This is a genomic window from Sphingomonas parapaucimobilis NBRC 15100 (genome assembly GCF_000787715.1).
GTDB lineage: Bacteria > Pseudomonadota > Alphaproteobacteria > Sphingomonadales > Sphingomonadaceae > Sphingomonas > Sphingomonas parapaucimobilis.
Map to the genome: position 1 here is coordinate 141,574 of NZ_BBPI01000069.1, position 12,669 is coordinate 154,242.

Genomic DNA, 12,669 nt, shown 5'->3' on the forward strand with positions numbered 1-12,669 from the left:
TGCAGCCTTAGCCGCGAAGCGACCAGGCCAGCCAGAGCCATCCGCCGATCAGCAGCGTCCCCCCGATCGGCGTGATGGCCCCGAACCAGCGCGGGGCACCAAAGGCCATGGCGTAGAGCGTGCCCCCAAAGATCGCCGCGCCGATGACGAAGGTCCATGCGACCCCCCTCGCCTCCATACGCAACGCGACAAGTGCCGCGACCGCGTGGATCAGCTGATACTGCCCGCCGGTGCGCAGCCATTCCACGGCCACGCCCTCGGCACGGTGCGCGCCGAAGGCTCCGGCCGCGATCGCAATCGCTCCCGAGAGCGCCGCAAGGATTGCCACCAGTCCCATGGGTCAGCCGTTCCTTTCGTCCTGTGTGATGATCCGGTCGCTGGCGGCACGCAGGTCGCCCGCAGCGGCCTGCGCCGCCAGCCGTTCCTTGTCGCGGGCACGATACATGGTTTCCACCCGGTCGATCTCGGCATGGTCGATCTTCAAGCTCCCCAGCGCCAGGCGGGCCATCTTGACCGCCGATTCCAGCACTTCGCGCACGACATAGGATGCGGGGCCGCCCTTGAGCCGGAGGACTGCGCGACGGTCATAGGCGCGGACGAAGATCGAGGCATCGGGGAAAGCGGCATGGACGCTTTCCAGCAGCTCGAGCGTGATCTGATCCTCATCCAGGCAGAACAGGATCAGTTCCGCCTCCGCCGCACCGGCCTGTCGCAACAGATCCAGCCGGGTGCCGTCGCCATAATAGACCTTGGCACCGAAGGATGCGGCGATGTCGATCATCTCGATATCGCGGTCGATGAGCGTCACGGGCACGTCGCTGGCGATCAGCATTTGCGCGACGGTCTGGCCGAAGCGGCCATAGCCGACGATCAGGGCATTGGCCCCGTCGGTCATCGGCCCCTCACGCTGACCGGCACGCGTGATGACCGGCTCTTCGCGGATGCGGCGAGTCGCGCCCATCAGGAACGGCGTCGTCGCCATCGACAGGGTGATGATTGCCCCGAACAGGCTCGCCGCCTCTGGCGCGATCAGATAGCCCTGCTGGGCCTGGGCGAACAGCACGAAGCCGAACTCTCCGCCCTGGCTCATGAGCAGACCGAGCGCGAGGGCGGAGCGCCACTTCATCTTGAACGCCAGCCCGATCAGCGTGATGACCAGCGTCTTGGTGGCGATCAGCGCCATCGCCATGATCGCGACGAAGGCCGGCCGCTCGGCGATGGCAGGGAGGTCCAGCATCATGCCGACCGCCAGGAAAAACAGGCCTAGCAGGATCGAGCGGAACGGCTCGACATCCGCTTCCAGCTCATGCCGGTACGGACTGTCGGCCAGCATCACGCCGGCGATGAACGCGCCCAGCGCCGTCGACAGGCCGAGCAATTCCATCACCGCCGCGCTGGCGACCACGGTAAACAGCCCTGCGAAGACGAACATCTCGCGCTCACCCATATTGCCGATCAGGCGGAACAGGGGCCGCAGCAGGAAACGCCCTGCCAGGATCAGGCCGATGACCGCGCCGATCGTCTCCAGCGCCAGGATCCAGCCCGGCGGACCGGTGTGGTCGGCCGGGTTGCGCGACATGGCCGCAACGATGGTGATGAGCGGGACGATCGACAGGTCCTGGAACAGCAGGATCGAAAAGGCCCGCTCGCCGAAGGGCGTGCGCATCCGCCCCGACGACTGCAGCATCGGCAATACCTGCGCGGTCGAGGACAGCGCGAGCGGCAAACCGAGCGCCAGTGCCGCCTCCGGTGAAAAATGCGCGAGGATGACGATGCCGGTGATCGCCAGCCCGCAGATCGCGACCTGAAGAAGCCCCAGCCCGAAAATCTCATGCTTCATCCGCCATAGCCGGGCGGGGTTCAGTTCCAAGCCGACGATGAAGAGCAGGAGCGTGATGCCGATCTCGGCGATGCCCAGCTTGGACTCGGCATCGCCGACCAGCCCCAGGACGTGAGGGCCGACGACCGCGCCGGCGACCAGATATCCCAGCGTCGCGCCAAGCCCCAAACGCCGAAAGATCAGGACGAAGGCGAGGCCAGATCCAAACAGGATCGCGCCGTCGCGCAGCAGCGATATCTCGCCGTGCATCAGCTCTTGGCTCCGGCCGCCGCATCTTCGGCCGCCTGCGCCGCCGCCTCGAACGCCAACCGTATCGAAGGATGGCGGGCGGTATAGGACAGCGCCGGGGTGAAGATATCGATGCCCGGCCAGGCGGGGGCATCCCCCTGCCCCGCCGCCAGCCAGGCGGTGAGTTCGTCCCGCGCGGCGGCCAATTCGGTCACGCTGCGCCCGACGACATGCGCCGACAACAGGGCCGCCGACGCCTGCCCCAGGGCACAGGCGCGGACCAGCATGCCGACTTCGGTCACCCGGCCCGCTTCGTCGAGGTTGAGGTCCACGGTCACCCGGCTGCCGCAAATGGGCGAGCGGCGCTCGACACTGGCCATGGGATCGGTCAGTCGCCGATCATGTGGGATCGCCGTGGTCAGGCGCAAAATCTCTGCGTTATAGAGGGGCGCGTTCATCACGGGGTCTCGCTTCTATTGGTCAGGCCGGAACCGGCAGAGGGGGTAGGCGCGCCGAAGACCGGCAGGCCGCGGCGACGGCGATCAACAAAATCGGCGATCCCGGCGCTGGTTGCATTCAACAGCTTGTAGGTGCGGCTCTTGACCATCCATTCGGGCCGCCGCGCAGGGCCGCCGCTGACCGTATCGACCATCAGCGCGACGACCAGAAACACGAGGCTGGCGAGGATCAGGCCCTTGAGCGCGCCGAAGCCGAAGCCCAGGGCACGGTCGACCGGACCCAGAACAGAGCTACGCGTCCGCGAACCGATGGCCCGCGCGATCAGGCGCCCGCCGAGATAGGTCACCCCGACGATCAGTGCGAAGGCCAGAACCGCCGCTCCCGAGACGGTCCCGACCACCCCGGTCAGCGCCTGCGCCAAGGCGATGTGGAACATCTTCAACGCGGCGACGATCGCGACCCAGGCGAACAGCGCCAGAACCTCGGTGACGAAGCCCCGCATGAACCCCTGTATCGCCGCGCCGAACACCGCGATCAGGACTAGAATATCTAGGGCCGTCAACGCCTGCTATCCCATATCTCAGCCAGCCCATGAACCACGACCGAGGCGGATCGGCAGTTCCGCCAGCGGCAAGGAGCGGAAACGCTACCCCCTGGCCCTTTCGCTACCCGCGCCCCAGCATATGGTCAACGAACTCCGCCAGGGTACGGAAGCCGGTCATGCGCAGGCCGCCCTCGTCACTGGCCATCGCGCGCGGCACGATCGCTTTTTCAAAACCGAGCTTGCCCGCCTCCTTCAATCGCAACGGACCATGCGCGACGGAGCGGATTTCGCCCGACAGCGCGATTTCGCCGAAGACGATAGCGTCGGTCGGCACCGGCCGTTCGGACAGGGCCGAGATCAGCGCCGCCGCCACCGCCAGATCGGCGGCAGGATCCTGTATCCGGTAGCCGCCCGCAATGTTGAGATAGACCTCGGCCGACGAGAAGCTCAGCCCGCACCGCGCCTCCAGCACCGCGAGTATCATCGCCAGGCGTCCGGTGTCCCAGCCGACGACCGCGCGACGTGGCGTCGCACCGGAGGCGAGGCGGACGGTCAGCGCCTGGATCTCCACCAGCACCGGCCGCGTGCCCTCCAGCGCCGGGAAGACGGTCGCGCCGGTCACGCCTTCCTCGCGACTGGTCAGGAACAGTGACGACGGATTGCCGACTTCGGTCAGCCCCTCGGTCTGCATGGCGAAGACGCCGATCTCGTCGGTGCCGCCGAAGCGGTTCTTGATCGCGCGCAGGATGCGATACTGGTGGCTGCGCTCGCCCTCGAAGGCGAGGACGGTGTCGACCATATGCTCCAGCACGCGTGGCCCGGCGATCGATCCGTCCTTGGTGACATGGCCCACCAGCACGACGGCTGTGCCGCGTTCCTTGGCGAAGCGGATCAGTTCCTGTCCCGATGCGCGCACCTGGCTGACGGTGCCCGGTGCGCCTTCAATCAGGTCCGAGTGCATGGTCTGGATCGAGTCAATGATGAGAAGCGCAGGCGGCGTCCCGATCGACAGGGTGGTCAGAATGTCACGAACCGAGGTCGCCGCTGCCAGCCGGACGGGCGCCTGCCCCAGCCCCAGTCGCCGGGCACGCAGACGGACCTGGTCTGCCGCTTCCTCGCCCGAGACATAGGCGACCGGCTTGCCCGCCATGGCCAGCTTGGCCGCTGCCTGAAGCAGCAGCGTGGACTTGCCGATCCCCGGATCGCCGCCGATCAGCGTGGCCGATCCCTCGACAAAGCCACCACCCAGCGCCCGATCAAGTTCGGCGATGCCGGTCGCCATCCGGTCGGGCAGCGGAATATCGGCATCCAGCCCGACCAGCTGGATCGCACGGCCGCCACCCTGAAGATTATGCTTGGCCGCGAACGGCGTCAGTTGGACCGGCGCTTCCTCCAGCATCGTGTTCCATTCTGAACAATCGGGGCATTGCCCCTGCCAGCGGGAGGACACCGAACCGCAGGATTGGCAGACATAGCGCTTCTGGATCTTGGCCATGGCGATGCTCTAGCCGGAGCGGAACGAAAATGGAACGGATTTGATCGGGCGGCGGGAGTGGTCTTTGGAGTCCTGCCCGGCTATGGGGCGAACTCCATGATCCCAGAACAATTTCGTGTCGCGCTGTTCAGCGGCAACTACAATTACACGCGCGACGGCGCGAACCAGAGCCTGAACCTGCTGGTCGGCCATCTGCTGGCGCGGGGTGTGGCCGTGCGGGTCTATTCACCGACCTCCTCGACGCCTGCTTTTCCGCCGGTCGGCGATCTGGTCGATGTGCCTGCCATTCCGCTGCCGTTTCGCGCCGATTATAGGCTGGCGCGCGGGCTTCCGGCCGAGGTTCGGGCCGATCTGGAGGCGTTTGCACCCAATATCGTCCATGTCTCGGCACCCGAATTTCTGGGGCACGCGGCCGTGCGCTGGGCACGGAAGAACGGCGTGGCGTCGATCGCCTCGGTCCATACCCGGTTCGAGACCTATCCGGCCTATTATCATCTGGGTTTCCTGGAACCGGCGATCATCAGGCTGCTGACCCGCTTCTACAACAAGTTCGACCGGATCGTCGCGCCCAGCCCCAGCATGATCGACCTGCTGCGCGGATGGGGCGTGACGCCGCCGATGGGCATCTGGTCGCGCGGGATCGACCATGACCGTTTCCGCTCCTCGCGCCGCAGTCTGGAATGGCGTCGCTCGCTGGGCATTGCGGACGGCGATGTGGCGATCGGTTTCCTGGGCCGGCTGGTCAAGGAAAAGGGCCTCGACGTCTTCGCCGAAGCATTGGCCGAACTCCGTCGGCGCGGCGTGGCGCACAAGGTGCTGGTCGTCGGCAAAGGCCCGGCGCAGGACTGGTTCGCAAAGGCTACACCCGATGCGATCTTCGCGGGCTATCAGACCGGTGACGATCTGGGCCGTGCGGTCGCATCGATGGACATCTTTTTCAATCCCAGCGTGACCGAGACCTTCGGCAACGTCACGACCGAAGCGATGGCGGCGGGCGTGCCCGTGGTGGCGGCCAACGCAACCGGGGCGATGGACCTCGTGGCGAATGGTGAAACCGGCTATCTGGTCGGCGCGCGCGATATCACCGGCTATGCCGACGCGCTCGAGCGGATCGCCATCGACCAGGCCCTGCGCCGCCGGTTCAGCGAAGCGGGGCAAGCCCGCGTCGCCGATTACCGGTGGGACAAGGTCAACGACGCGGTGCTCGACGCCTATCGCGCCCTGTTTGCTTAACCTTCGCGCCAGTCGAAGGTCAGCGGCGCTTCGCGAAAGGCGAAGCGGTCGAGATGGCTGGCAACGACCTCCCGCATCCGGGCGACGTCACCGTCCTCGGGCACGGTCAGAACGATATCCAGCGTCTCGCTGGCGGCGCGCATCTCCAGCTTTGACCCGTTGGGGAACAGGATCGTGCCTTCCTCTTCGGTGAAGGACACCTCCATCTTGTGGCTCCAATGCTTGGCGAGCTGCTGGAGATAGCGGCTGGCCGACTGGGTCGGCACGCGTGCAATAGACAGGCTCATTTCAGGCGCTCCACTTTCTGTGCGAGTTCGTCGATCATTGCGGCGACCTGATGCACCATCTCCTGCGGCGCATCGCCGTCGCCAAAGCGTTCCATCACCGCCATCTTCAGCCCGCCCATGGCGCGCCGGATCGGGGCTGCATCGACTCGCTGGCGATGTTCGCCCAGTGCCCGCAGCCGGGCCAGCAACGCCTCGACCTGTTCGGCATTCTCGGTCAGGTGCGTGCGACCGGCATCGGTCGCGGCGAAGCGCTTCTTGGCCCCCTCGGACCGCTGTTCCTCGATAAAGCCCATCTCGTCGAGCAGGGTGATCGTCGGATAGATGACGCCCGGGCTGGGCGCATAGGCGCCACCGGTCATCGCCTCGACCTCACGGATCAGGTCATAGCCGTGGCGTGGTTCGTCGGCGATCAGCTTCAGCAGCACGAGCCGCAGCTCGCTGCCGTCGAACATCCGACCCCGGCGACCGCCGCCCGGTCCTCGCCGTCCGCCCCGTGGGTCTTCGAAATCCCATTGAACGTCCAACGGCCCGAAACTCCACCGGCCGCGCCGCTGGTGATGGTCATGGCCGAGTCCATGAAAATGTCGCATCGTGATACTCCGACTGGGTTTTGATACGGTCAAGATATATCACGGCAATCCTATTTCAAGATGCCTCAAGATATATCGTTAGCCTGAGAGGTGACGGGGGGCTTCGACGCTCCTACATGATGCTCATGGCCGATCTCTTCGCGGGTATGGACCCCGCCCCCGTCCAGCCCTTCCTCACGGCCGATGCGCCGCTGGCCGACCGCCTGCGCCCGATGAAACTGGCCGAGGTTGTCGGGCAAGGTCACCTGACCGGGTCCGAAGGCGCCATCGGGCGAATGGTCGCAGCCGGGCGTCTGTCGTCGATGATCCTCTGGGGGCCGCCGGGCACCGGCAAGACGACGATCGCCCGGCTGCTCGCCGCCGAAGTGGGGTTGCGCTATGCGGCGATCTCGGCGGTCTTTTCCGGGGTGGCGGACCTGAAGAAGGTCTTCGCCGAAGCGCGCGACCATGCCCGGCTGGGCCAGCGGACCCTTTTGTTCGTGGATGAGATCCATCGCTTCAACCGGGCGCAGCAGGACGGTTTCCTGCCTTTCGTCGAGGATGGCACGGTCACGCTGGTCGGCGCGACGACGGAGAACCCTTCCTTCGAACTCAACGCCGCGCTTCTGAGCCGGGCGCAGGTACTGATCCTCCATCGGCTCGGGCAGCCCGCGCTGGAGCAGTTGCTGGAGCGGGCGGAGGCGTTGATGGAGCGCCCCCTGCCCCTGCAATCCGCCGCCCGCGATGCGCTGCTCGCCAGCGCCGATGGAGATGGCCGCTTCCTGCTCAACCAGGCCGAGACGCTGTTTGCGGTCGACCTTCCCGAACCGCTCGACGCCGCCGGGCTGTCGGCATTCCTGCAACGCCGGGTCGCGGTCTATGACAAGGATCGCGAGGGGCATTACAACCTGATCTCGGCCCTGCATAAGTCGATCCGGGGATCCGACCCGCAAGCCGCCCTCTACTATCTCGCGCGGATGCTGACCGCAGGCGAGGAGCCGCTCTATCTGCTGCGTCGTCTGACCCGCACGGCCATTGAGGATATCGGTCTCGCCGATCCGCAGGCTCTGACCCAGTGTCTCGCGGCCAAGGACGCCTATGAGTTTCTCGGCTCGCCCGAGGGGGAACTGGCGATCGTGCAGGCGTGTCTGTACCTCGCCACCGCGCCGAAATCGAATGCGGCCTATAAGGCGCAGAAGCAGGCATGGCGGACCGCGAAGGAGACCGGATCGCTGATGCCCCCCGCCAATATCCTGAACGCGCCGACCAAGCTGATGAAGCAGATCGGCTATGGCGCAGGCTATCAGTACGACCATGACGCGGATGGCGGTTTTTCGGGCGCGAATTACTGGCCGGACGAGTTGCCGCCGCAGAGCTTCTATGAACCGTCGGGGCGCGGTCTGGAGAAACGTATCGCCGAGCGCATGGCCTGGTGGGACGAGCGCCGCCGCGCCTTGCAGGATGGCGGCGATGACCGTCGCGGCTGACCGTTTCGGTGGCTTCGTGGCAATCGACTGGTCCGGTGCGCATGGCACTGCACATCCGGGGATCCAGGTCGCACTCTGTCATTCCGGAAACGCAGCGCCTCGCATCGTGACGCCGCCGGGACGGGCCTGGTCACGCAAAGGCGTGGCCGAATGGCTTCTCGCCCGCGCAGACGCGCCGCTGCTGATCGGATTTGACTTCAGCTTTTCGGCCCCGTTCGTCACCCGCGGGGCGCATCTGCCGGGAGACAGGCCGACAGCGGACGCACGGGCTCTCTGGGCCTATGTCGATGACAGCTGCGACGATCCCGATCTGGGCGCGCGGAGTTTCCTGGAGGCACGGCGCGGGCGGCATTTCTATTTTGGAGCGGCGGACGGGCGAAAGGCGGACTTCCTCCATTGGAGGACCTGCGAGATCGCGAACGATGGCGCACGCAAGCCCTCGACCGTCTATGACGCCATCGGCGCGTCGCAGGTGGCCAAGGCGAGCTTTGCCGGAATGCGGCTGCTCCGGCGGCTGGACGGGCACGTCGCCATCTGGCCGTTCGATCCGGTGCCGCCCGCGGGTGCGCTGGTCGTCGAAATCTATACCTCCATCGCCGCCCGTGACGCCGGTCGTCCGCGCGGACGGAGCAAGATGCGCAGTGCCGAGGCGCTGGACGACGCGCTGATCGCCTTGGGCAGCGAACCGCATGACCCGCTGCATCGGTACGACGATCACAGCACCGACGCGATCCTGACCGCCGCCTGGCTGCGCACCATGGCGATGCGCGACGATCTCTGGCATCCGGCGGGCCTCACCCATCAGGTTGCGCAAACGGAGGGCTGGACCTTCGGCGTGTCTTGACGCTAGGGGGATCGGCGACGCCGGATTAGCACAGCGGTAGTGCAGCGGTTTTGTAAACCGAAGGTCGGGAGTTCGATCCTCCCATCCGGCTCCATTAAAACCTTAGTTTTCCGCCATTTCTTGGGTGGATAGTACCATGAAAACATCAAGTTTCCAAGGTTCAAATGGGCCTGCCACCGCCCGAATCACTATCCCTTCAGGTTCATCAGTAGGTGAGCGCCTCCGCCGCTCCGGCCAAAAAGGTAGGCGAAAAGCGAGCATAGACCCGCTCGGTGATTGCGCTGTCGGTATGGCCTAGGAAGCGAGCAATCTGCGCCATCGGCGTTCCCGCCTCCGCCATCCAAACCGCCGCGCTGTGTCGCATCATGTGAGGCGTCGCCTTGACACCCGCCCGCTGGCACGCCGCAGCAAAGCCTTTCTTGATCGACGCGACCCTGTCCCTGCCATGTTCGATCACATAATCGCTCATCGCGCCTGCCTTGGCATCCTTCAGCGCCGCGAAAAGCTGATCGTTCATCGGAACCGTGGCCCGGTATTTCGAGGTCTGCACCCGGTCGCGCGGGTTGAGTTCGATCAGCCGCTTGTCGAAATAGACGCGATCCCAGGTCAGGTCCAAGATCGCATTAGTCCGCGCGCCGGTCCCGACCGCCACCTTGAGGAACAGCGCGATATGCGGAGCGACCGCAGCGTCGAGTACCTTGCGAAACTCTGCCTTAGTCAGATGCCCAACAGGCGTTGAGGTCAGCTTAGGCATCTGAATGAACGGGGCCTTGTCGATCATCTTCCGCTTCTCAGCCCAGTTCAATGCCGCTCGGATAACCGCCAGTTCGTTGCGCACCGTGATCGGCTTGCAATGCGGACGCCGCGCTCGGTAGCTCGCGGCCGATCCTTCATCCACGCGTACGATCGGAAGATTACCCCAGAAAGGCTTGGCGGCCTTCCAAGCCGTCGTGGCCCGGAAGTGTGAAGCCATTTCTATCTTTGCGATCAGGTAAGCTTCGACCACCTGCCCCACAGTGCTGTATTTTTCGCCTACCGAGCGTCGGTGCCAGAATGAACGAGCTGCGGCCTCTGCGGCCGCTCGATCATCCGTTCCAAGCGAATGTCGGTGGCGTCGTCCGTCCTCGTCCCAGACGATGGCGAGCTTTTTTCGATATCGTTGGAGGCGATATTCTGGCACTCGAATTTCTCCACTTCCTCGCTGCGGACCCGCAGAAGGCGGCCGCCCAGCTTGAACGCTGGCAAATCGCCGCTCTTGATGAGCGAGTAAACGGTGTCCGTGCCGCAACCCCAGTGCTCAGCCAGGGACGACACGCTGTAGACACTACCCATCCCTCCCTCCCTTCAACTTCTGGCGAACCTCAGCGGAATCGCCCGCCATCTGCACGCAGCGCCCGCCCGCGCAGTATTCGGTGGCTACTTGCTGTGTGCCGGGGCGGATCACGCGGTATCCATCGGCACCGACCTTCTCGCTCATCGCGAAACCGGAGGCGGTCATGCGGGCACCATCAGCGAAAGCAGCGTCTGGTCGACCTGCATCCCATTGATTTTGTCAGCGAACATCTTTGCCTCCTGTATGGAGTTCCCGTCGCGGCCCTGCTTCCGAGCCGCAAAGCTCCAGGCCATGCTGTCGGCAGTCCACAGCAGCGCCCTTACGATCGCACTGCGCAGCGCCGTAGTTTTGATACCGAAGCCATGGAGCCGCAAATCGGGGCGTCGACGCTTGATCGCGAGCAGCACTTCCTCGATGGCCGCAGGGTCCCCATTCCGCTTGCAGACGCTGCCAACGCCGACCCATGCGCCATGGGCTAATCGATCGCCGTACATCTCCAGATGCCGGACATAATCCGCAGGCGTGTAGCCTTGCAGGACCGGCATCAGATAGACGCCGCCCAAGTCGCAGGCCATGAGCGCGTCGTATCGCTCGATGGTCAGACGCTGGTGATCCGCGATCGTCAGCCCGGTGATCGCCAGCATATGCGGCTCGCACATGTAATCCTGGCTTACCGCCGCCAGCAACTCGCCGTTGCGCGACCAGCGCCTGATCTGCGCCGCGTACGCTTCCGGCGGCTCTGGATAGCCCCCGTGCGCTTCGATTGTCCGAAATGCGCCGCTGTCCATAACCCATGCGCGAACTTTGAATGGGCTGCGCCGCTTGGCAATCCGATGGATTGAAATGAAGGCGGCTTCGACATGATGCGCATCGCATGGCTGGTGGATCCCTACGAAGAAGCGGTCGAGCATGGCGGACGCCATTCACAGCCAAGACGATCGGCCTGGCGCCAGACTCGGACCTTTACGCAATTGCAGAGCAGGCCGATTTGCTTAGCGATGTCCTCGTTCCAATCGGCGTCGGCGGGCAGTGTGGTGCCGTCGAGCCGAGCGAGCAGCGTGTCGAGTGCGGCCCGATGCAGGCGAGCGTCAGCACGAGCAAGCGCGTCGAACCAGGCGGTGACATGCCATTCGTGCTGATGCGGATGGCCCTCAACACAGGAATGCGTGGCGGTGAATGACCCGCAGACCATGACGCGCATCACTTCCGCCCCTCCCCGTGCGAGAGGGCGGCGAGAACAGCACGCGCGATTTCGCGATAGCGGTCGGCAGCCGAGGGGCCGCCCTGTGCTTCTGGGTTAAGGTTCGGCCATGGCCAAGCTTTGTGCCACGGGTCGTCCTCCTCGTAGATGGCTTGCGCGATCCGCTCCACCTCCCCCGCCGGGACCGCATCGACAGCGGGCGCACGATACTGGTCGCCAGAATCACAAGAGCAAGCGCGCTCGGTCTGGATCGTGATGCCAGTATCCACGCAATCAGTGCATGGTCCTTCGTCGTCACCTTCCTGCGCATCGACAGCGGGCGCGCTTGCGTGCGGAGCGGCCTCTAGCGCTTCCAATATCGACGGGTAGCCAAGATCGTTGACCGCGATGTCGTGCATCATGTCGTAGGTTTCGATCTTGGCCCCATCCATGTTGGCGGGATCGACAGCGGGCGCGGGGGTGGCGAGACGAGTGATGTCGTCTGCATAGTGAGCGGCGTTCAGCCGAAAGCCATCCGTGGGCCCGAGATATCCACGCGAGTGGCGGGAAGGCATCGGCCACTGTTCGGTGACAGTGATGTCCAAGCCATCGCCGCTATCATGCACGCGGACGCCGCAACACCACAGGGCGGTGTTGCTCCAGTCTGACAGGTAGGGGCACGCCGGACTGATCGCCACGCGCTCGCCAATTTGCGGCACCCAATCCTTGCTCCCCTCCCCCTGGCGGATCGCGTCTGCGGAGAGGGTGGAGAGGGCTTCCTTGGCGATACGCTGAATAGTGCCGATGTCGCTGGCGATGGCATAGGCCATACCGCTCAACTTGGCACCTTCAGCATCCGCCATGCGCTGAAGATAGCCCAGCGGATTGCAGACATCTTCGAGTGCCTGGCGGTACGCCGCCTCGCGCACCCGCTCCACCGCCTCCCGATCCATCGCGGGCGGGGCGGCGCGGGTGTTCCAGCAGTCAATCGCAAGCGCCTTGGCACCGTCGTCGTCACCACTCGCGATTTTGACGCCAGCTCCACATGATCCACACATGTCGCATTCGACAAAACGGTGGGCTGGCTCCGAGCTTTGAGGCGTCGCGGAGAACGACATGCTCACATCATCCGACCCGCAAAACGGGCACGGCAGCAGCTTCGCGCTATCG

At 65.0% G+C, this 12,669-nt stretch carries 15 protein-coding genes and 1 tRNA gene; 4 read left to right on the forward strand and 12 right to left on the reverse strand.

Translation table 11 applies throughout. The annotated features are described in order from the left end of the window. Positions 1-7: 7 nt before the first annotated feature. The 5 genes from SP5_RS12700 to radA all read right to left on the reverse strand — a co-directional run bounded on the left by SP5_RS12700 (position 8) and on the right by radA (position 4,566). A complete protein-coding gene (locus SP5_RS12700; RefSeq protein ID WP_042489241.1) occupies positions 8-337 on the reverse strand; it encodes a DUF423 domain-containing protein in 330 nt (109 codons plus the stop codon). 3 nt (positions 338-340) lie between these two features. Beyond that, the gene (locus SP5_RS12705) at positions 341-2,089 is read right to left on the reverse strand and encodes a cation:proton antiporter domain-containing protein (RefSeq protein WP_042489243.1); all 1,749 of its coding nucleotides are present in this window, start codon (positions 2,087-2,089) and stop codon (positions 341-343) included. Further along, positions 2,089-2,526 (reverse strand): iron-sulfur cluster assembly scaffold protein, encoded by a 438-nt coding sequence (locus tag SP5_RS12710; RefSeq protein WP_042489245.1) that lies wholly within the window; start codon positions 2,524-2,526, stop codon positions 2,089-2,091. The genes SP5_RS12705 and SP5_RS12710 overlap by 1 nt, the downstream gene beginning before the upstream one ends. Continuing rightward, entirely contained in the window at positions 2,526-3,089 is a 564-nt protein-coding gene (locus SP5_RS12715) for a CvpA family protein (RefSeq protein ID WP_042489250.1), read from the reverse strand. The genes SP5_RS12710 and SP5_RS12715 overlap by 1 nt, the downstream gene beginning before the upstream one ends. Before the next feature lie 103 nt (positions 3,090-3,192). Continuing rightward, positions 3,193-4,566 (reverse strand): DNA repair protein RadA, encoded by a 1,374-nt coding sequence (gene radA / locus SP5_RS12720; protein WP_042489254.1) that lies wholly within the window; start codon positions 4,564-4,566, stop codon positions 3,193-3,195. Between the two features lie 96 nt (positions 4,567-4,662). Here radA and SP5_RS12725 point away from each other — a divergent pair, with 96 nt between their 5' ends. Then, the gene (locus SP5_RS12725) at positions 4,663-5,799 is read left to right on the forward strand and encodes a glycosyltransferase family 4 protein (RefSeq protein ID WP_042489257.1); all 1,137 of its coding nucleotides are present in this window, start codon (positions 4,663-4,665) and stop codon (positions 5,797-5,799) included. On the opposite strand, the gene SP5_RS12730 is transcribed toward SP5_RS12725, so the two are convergent. Continuing rightward, the gene (locus tag SP5_RS12730; RefSeq protein WP_042489261.1) at positions 5,796-6,086 is read right to left on the reverse strand and encodes a DUF2218 domain-containing protein; all 291 of its coding nucleotides are present in this window, start codon (positions 6,084-6,086) and stop codon (positions 5,796-5,798) included. The genes SP5_RS12725 and SP5_RS12730 overlap by 4 nt on opposite strands. Next, entirely contained in the window at positions 6,083-6,676 is a 594-nt protein-coding gene (locus tag SP5_RS12735) for a PadR family transcriptional regulator (RefSeq protein WP_084220686.1), read from the reverse strand. The genes SP5_RS12730 and SP5_RS12735 overlap by 4 nt, the downstream gene beginning before the upstream one ends. A gap of 125 nt (positions 6,677-6,801) precedes the next feature. Here SP5_RS12735 and SP5_RS12740 point away from each other — a divergent pair, with 125 nt between their 5' ends. From SP5_RS12740 to SP5_RS12750, 3 genes are all read left to right on the forward strand, one after another. After that, positions 6,802-8,142 carry a replication-associated recombination protein A gene (locus tag SP5_RS12740; RefSeq protein ID WP_042489399.1) on the forward strand — a complete coding sequence of 447 codons (1,341 nt, stop codon included), beginning with the start codon at positions 6,802-6,804 and terminating at the stop codon, positions 8,140-8,142. Beyond that, the gene (locus SP5_RS12745; RefSeq protein WP_157013715.1) at positions 8,126-8,986 is read left to right on the forward strand and encodes a hypothetical protein; all 861 of its coding nucleotides are present in this window, start codon (positions 8,126-8,128) and stop codon (positions 8,984-8,986) included. Before SP5_RS12740 ends, SP5_RS12745 begins: the two co-directional genes overlap by 17 nt. 19 nt (positions 8,987-9,005) lie before the next feature. Further along, positions 9,006-9,080: transfer RNA gene (locus SP5_RS12750), tRNA-Thr, on the forward strand. 111 nt (positions 9,081-9,191) lie between these two features. Here the strand turns inward: SP5_RS12750 and SP5_RS12755 are convergent. The 5 genes from SP5_RS12755 to SP5_RS12770 all read right to left on the reverse strand — a co-directional run bounded on the left by SP5_RS12755 (position 9,192) and on the right by SP5_RS12770 (position 12,617). Further along, positions 9,192-10,001, reverse strand: coding sequence for a tyrosine-type recombinase/integrase (locus tag SP5_RS12755; protein ID WP_245613487.1), 810 nt, complete (start codon positions 9,999-10,001; stop codon positions 9,192-9,194). Positions 10,002-10,018: 17 nt separating this feature from the next. Then, positions 10,019-10,318: a helix-turn-helix domain-containing protein gene (locus tag SP5_RS18550; protein ID WP_052811537.1), complete on the reverse strand. Its 300-nt coding sequence runs from the start codon at positions 10,316-10,318 to the stop codon at positions 10,019-10,021. 162 nt (positions 10,319-10,480) lie between these two features. Further along, the gene (locus SP5_RS12760) at positions 10,481-11,230 is read right to left on the reverse strand and encodes a deazapurine DNA modification protein DpdA family protein (RefSeq protein WP_157013717.1); all 750 of its coding nucleotides are present in this window, start codon (positions 11,228-11,230) and stop codon (positions 10,481-10,483) included. Beyond that, positions 11,209-11,523: a hypothetical protein gene (locus SP5_RS19235; protein ID WP_167334711.1), complete on the reverse strand. Its 315-nt coding sequence runs from the start codon at positions 11,521-11,523 to the stop codon at positions 11,209-11,211. Before SP5_RS19235 ends, SP5_RS12760 begins: the two co-directional genes overlap by 22 nt. Further along, positions 11,520-12,617, reverse strand: coding sequence for a hypothetical protein (locus SP5_RS12770; RefSeq protein WP_245613488.1), 1,098 nt, complete (start codon positions 12,615-12,617; stop codon positions 11,520-11,522). Before SP5_RS12770 ends, SP5_RS19235 begins: the two co-directional genes overlap by 4 nt. Positions 12,618-12,669: the final 52 nt, after the last annotated feature.

Excerpts from the sequence above, each read along its gene's own strand:
- SP5_RS12730 (WP_042489261.1), bottom strand. The coding sequence starts at position 6,086 with ATGAGCCTGTCTATTGCACGCGTGCCGACCCAGTCGGCCAGCCGCTAT.
- SP5_RS12740 (WP_042489399.1), top strand. The coding sequence starts at position 6,802 with ATGGCCGATCTCTTCGCGGGTATGGACCCCGCCCCCGTCCAGCCCTTC.
- SP5_RS12710 (WP_042489245.1), bottom strand. The coding sequence starts at position 2,526 with ATGAACGCGCCCCTCTATAACGCAGAGATTTTGCGCCTGACCACGGCG.
- SP5_RS12735 (WP_084220686.1), bottom strand. The coding sequence starts at position 6,676 with ATGCGACATTTTCATGGACTCGGCCATGACCATCACCAGCGGCGCGGC.
- SP5_RS12770 (WP_245613488.1), bottom strand. The coding sequence starts at position 12,617 with ATGTCGTTCTCCGCGACGCCTCAAAGCTCGGAGCCAGCCCACCGTTTT.
- SP5_RS12760 (WP_157013717.1), bottom strand. The coding sequence starts at position 11,230 with ATGCTCGACCGCTTCTTCGTAGGGATCCACCAGCCATGCGATGCGCAT.
- SP5_RS12745 (WP_157013715.1), top strand. The coding sequence starts at position 8,126 with ATGACCGTCGCGGCTGACCGTTTCGGTGGCTTCGTGGCAATCGACTGG.
- SP5_RS12725 (WP_042489257.1), top strand. The coding sequence starts at position 4,663 with ATGATCCCAGAACAATTTCGTGTCGCGCTGTTCAGCGGCAACTACAAT.
- SP5_RS12705 (WP_042489243.1), bottom strand. The coding sequence starts at position 2,089 with ATGCACGGCGAGATATCGCTGCTGCGCGACGGCGCGATCCTGTTTGGA.
- SP5_RS18550 (WP_052811537.1), bottom strand. The coding sequence starts at position 10,318 with ATGGGTAGTGTCTACAGCGTGTCGTCCCTGGCTGAGCACTGGGGTTGC.
- SP5_RS12700 (WP_042489241.1), bottom strand. The coding sequence starts at position 337 with ATGGGACTGGTGGCAATCCTTGCGGCGCTCTCGGGAGCGATTGCGATC.
- radA (WP_042489254.1), bottom strand. The coding sequence starts at position 4,566 with ATGGCCAAGATCCAGAAGCGCTATGTCTGCCAATCCTGCGGTTCGGTG.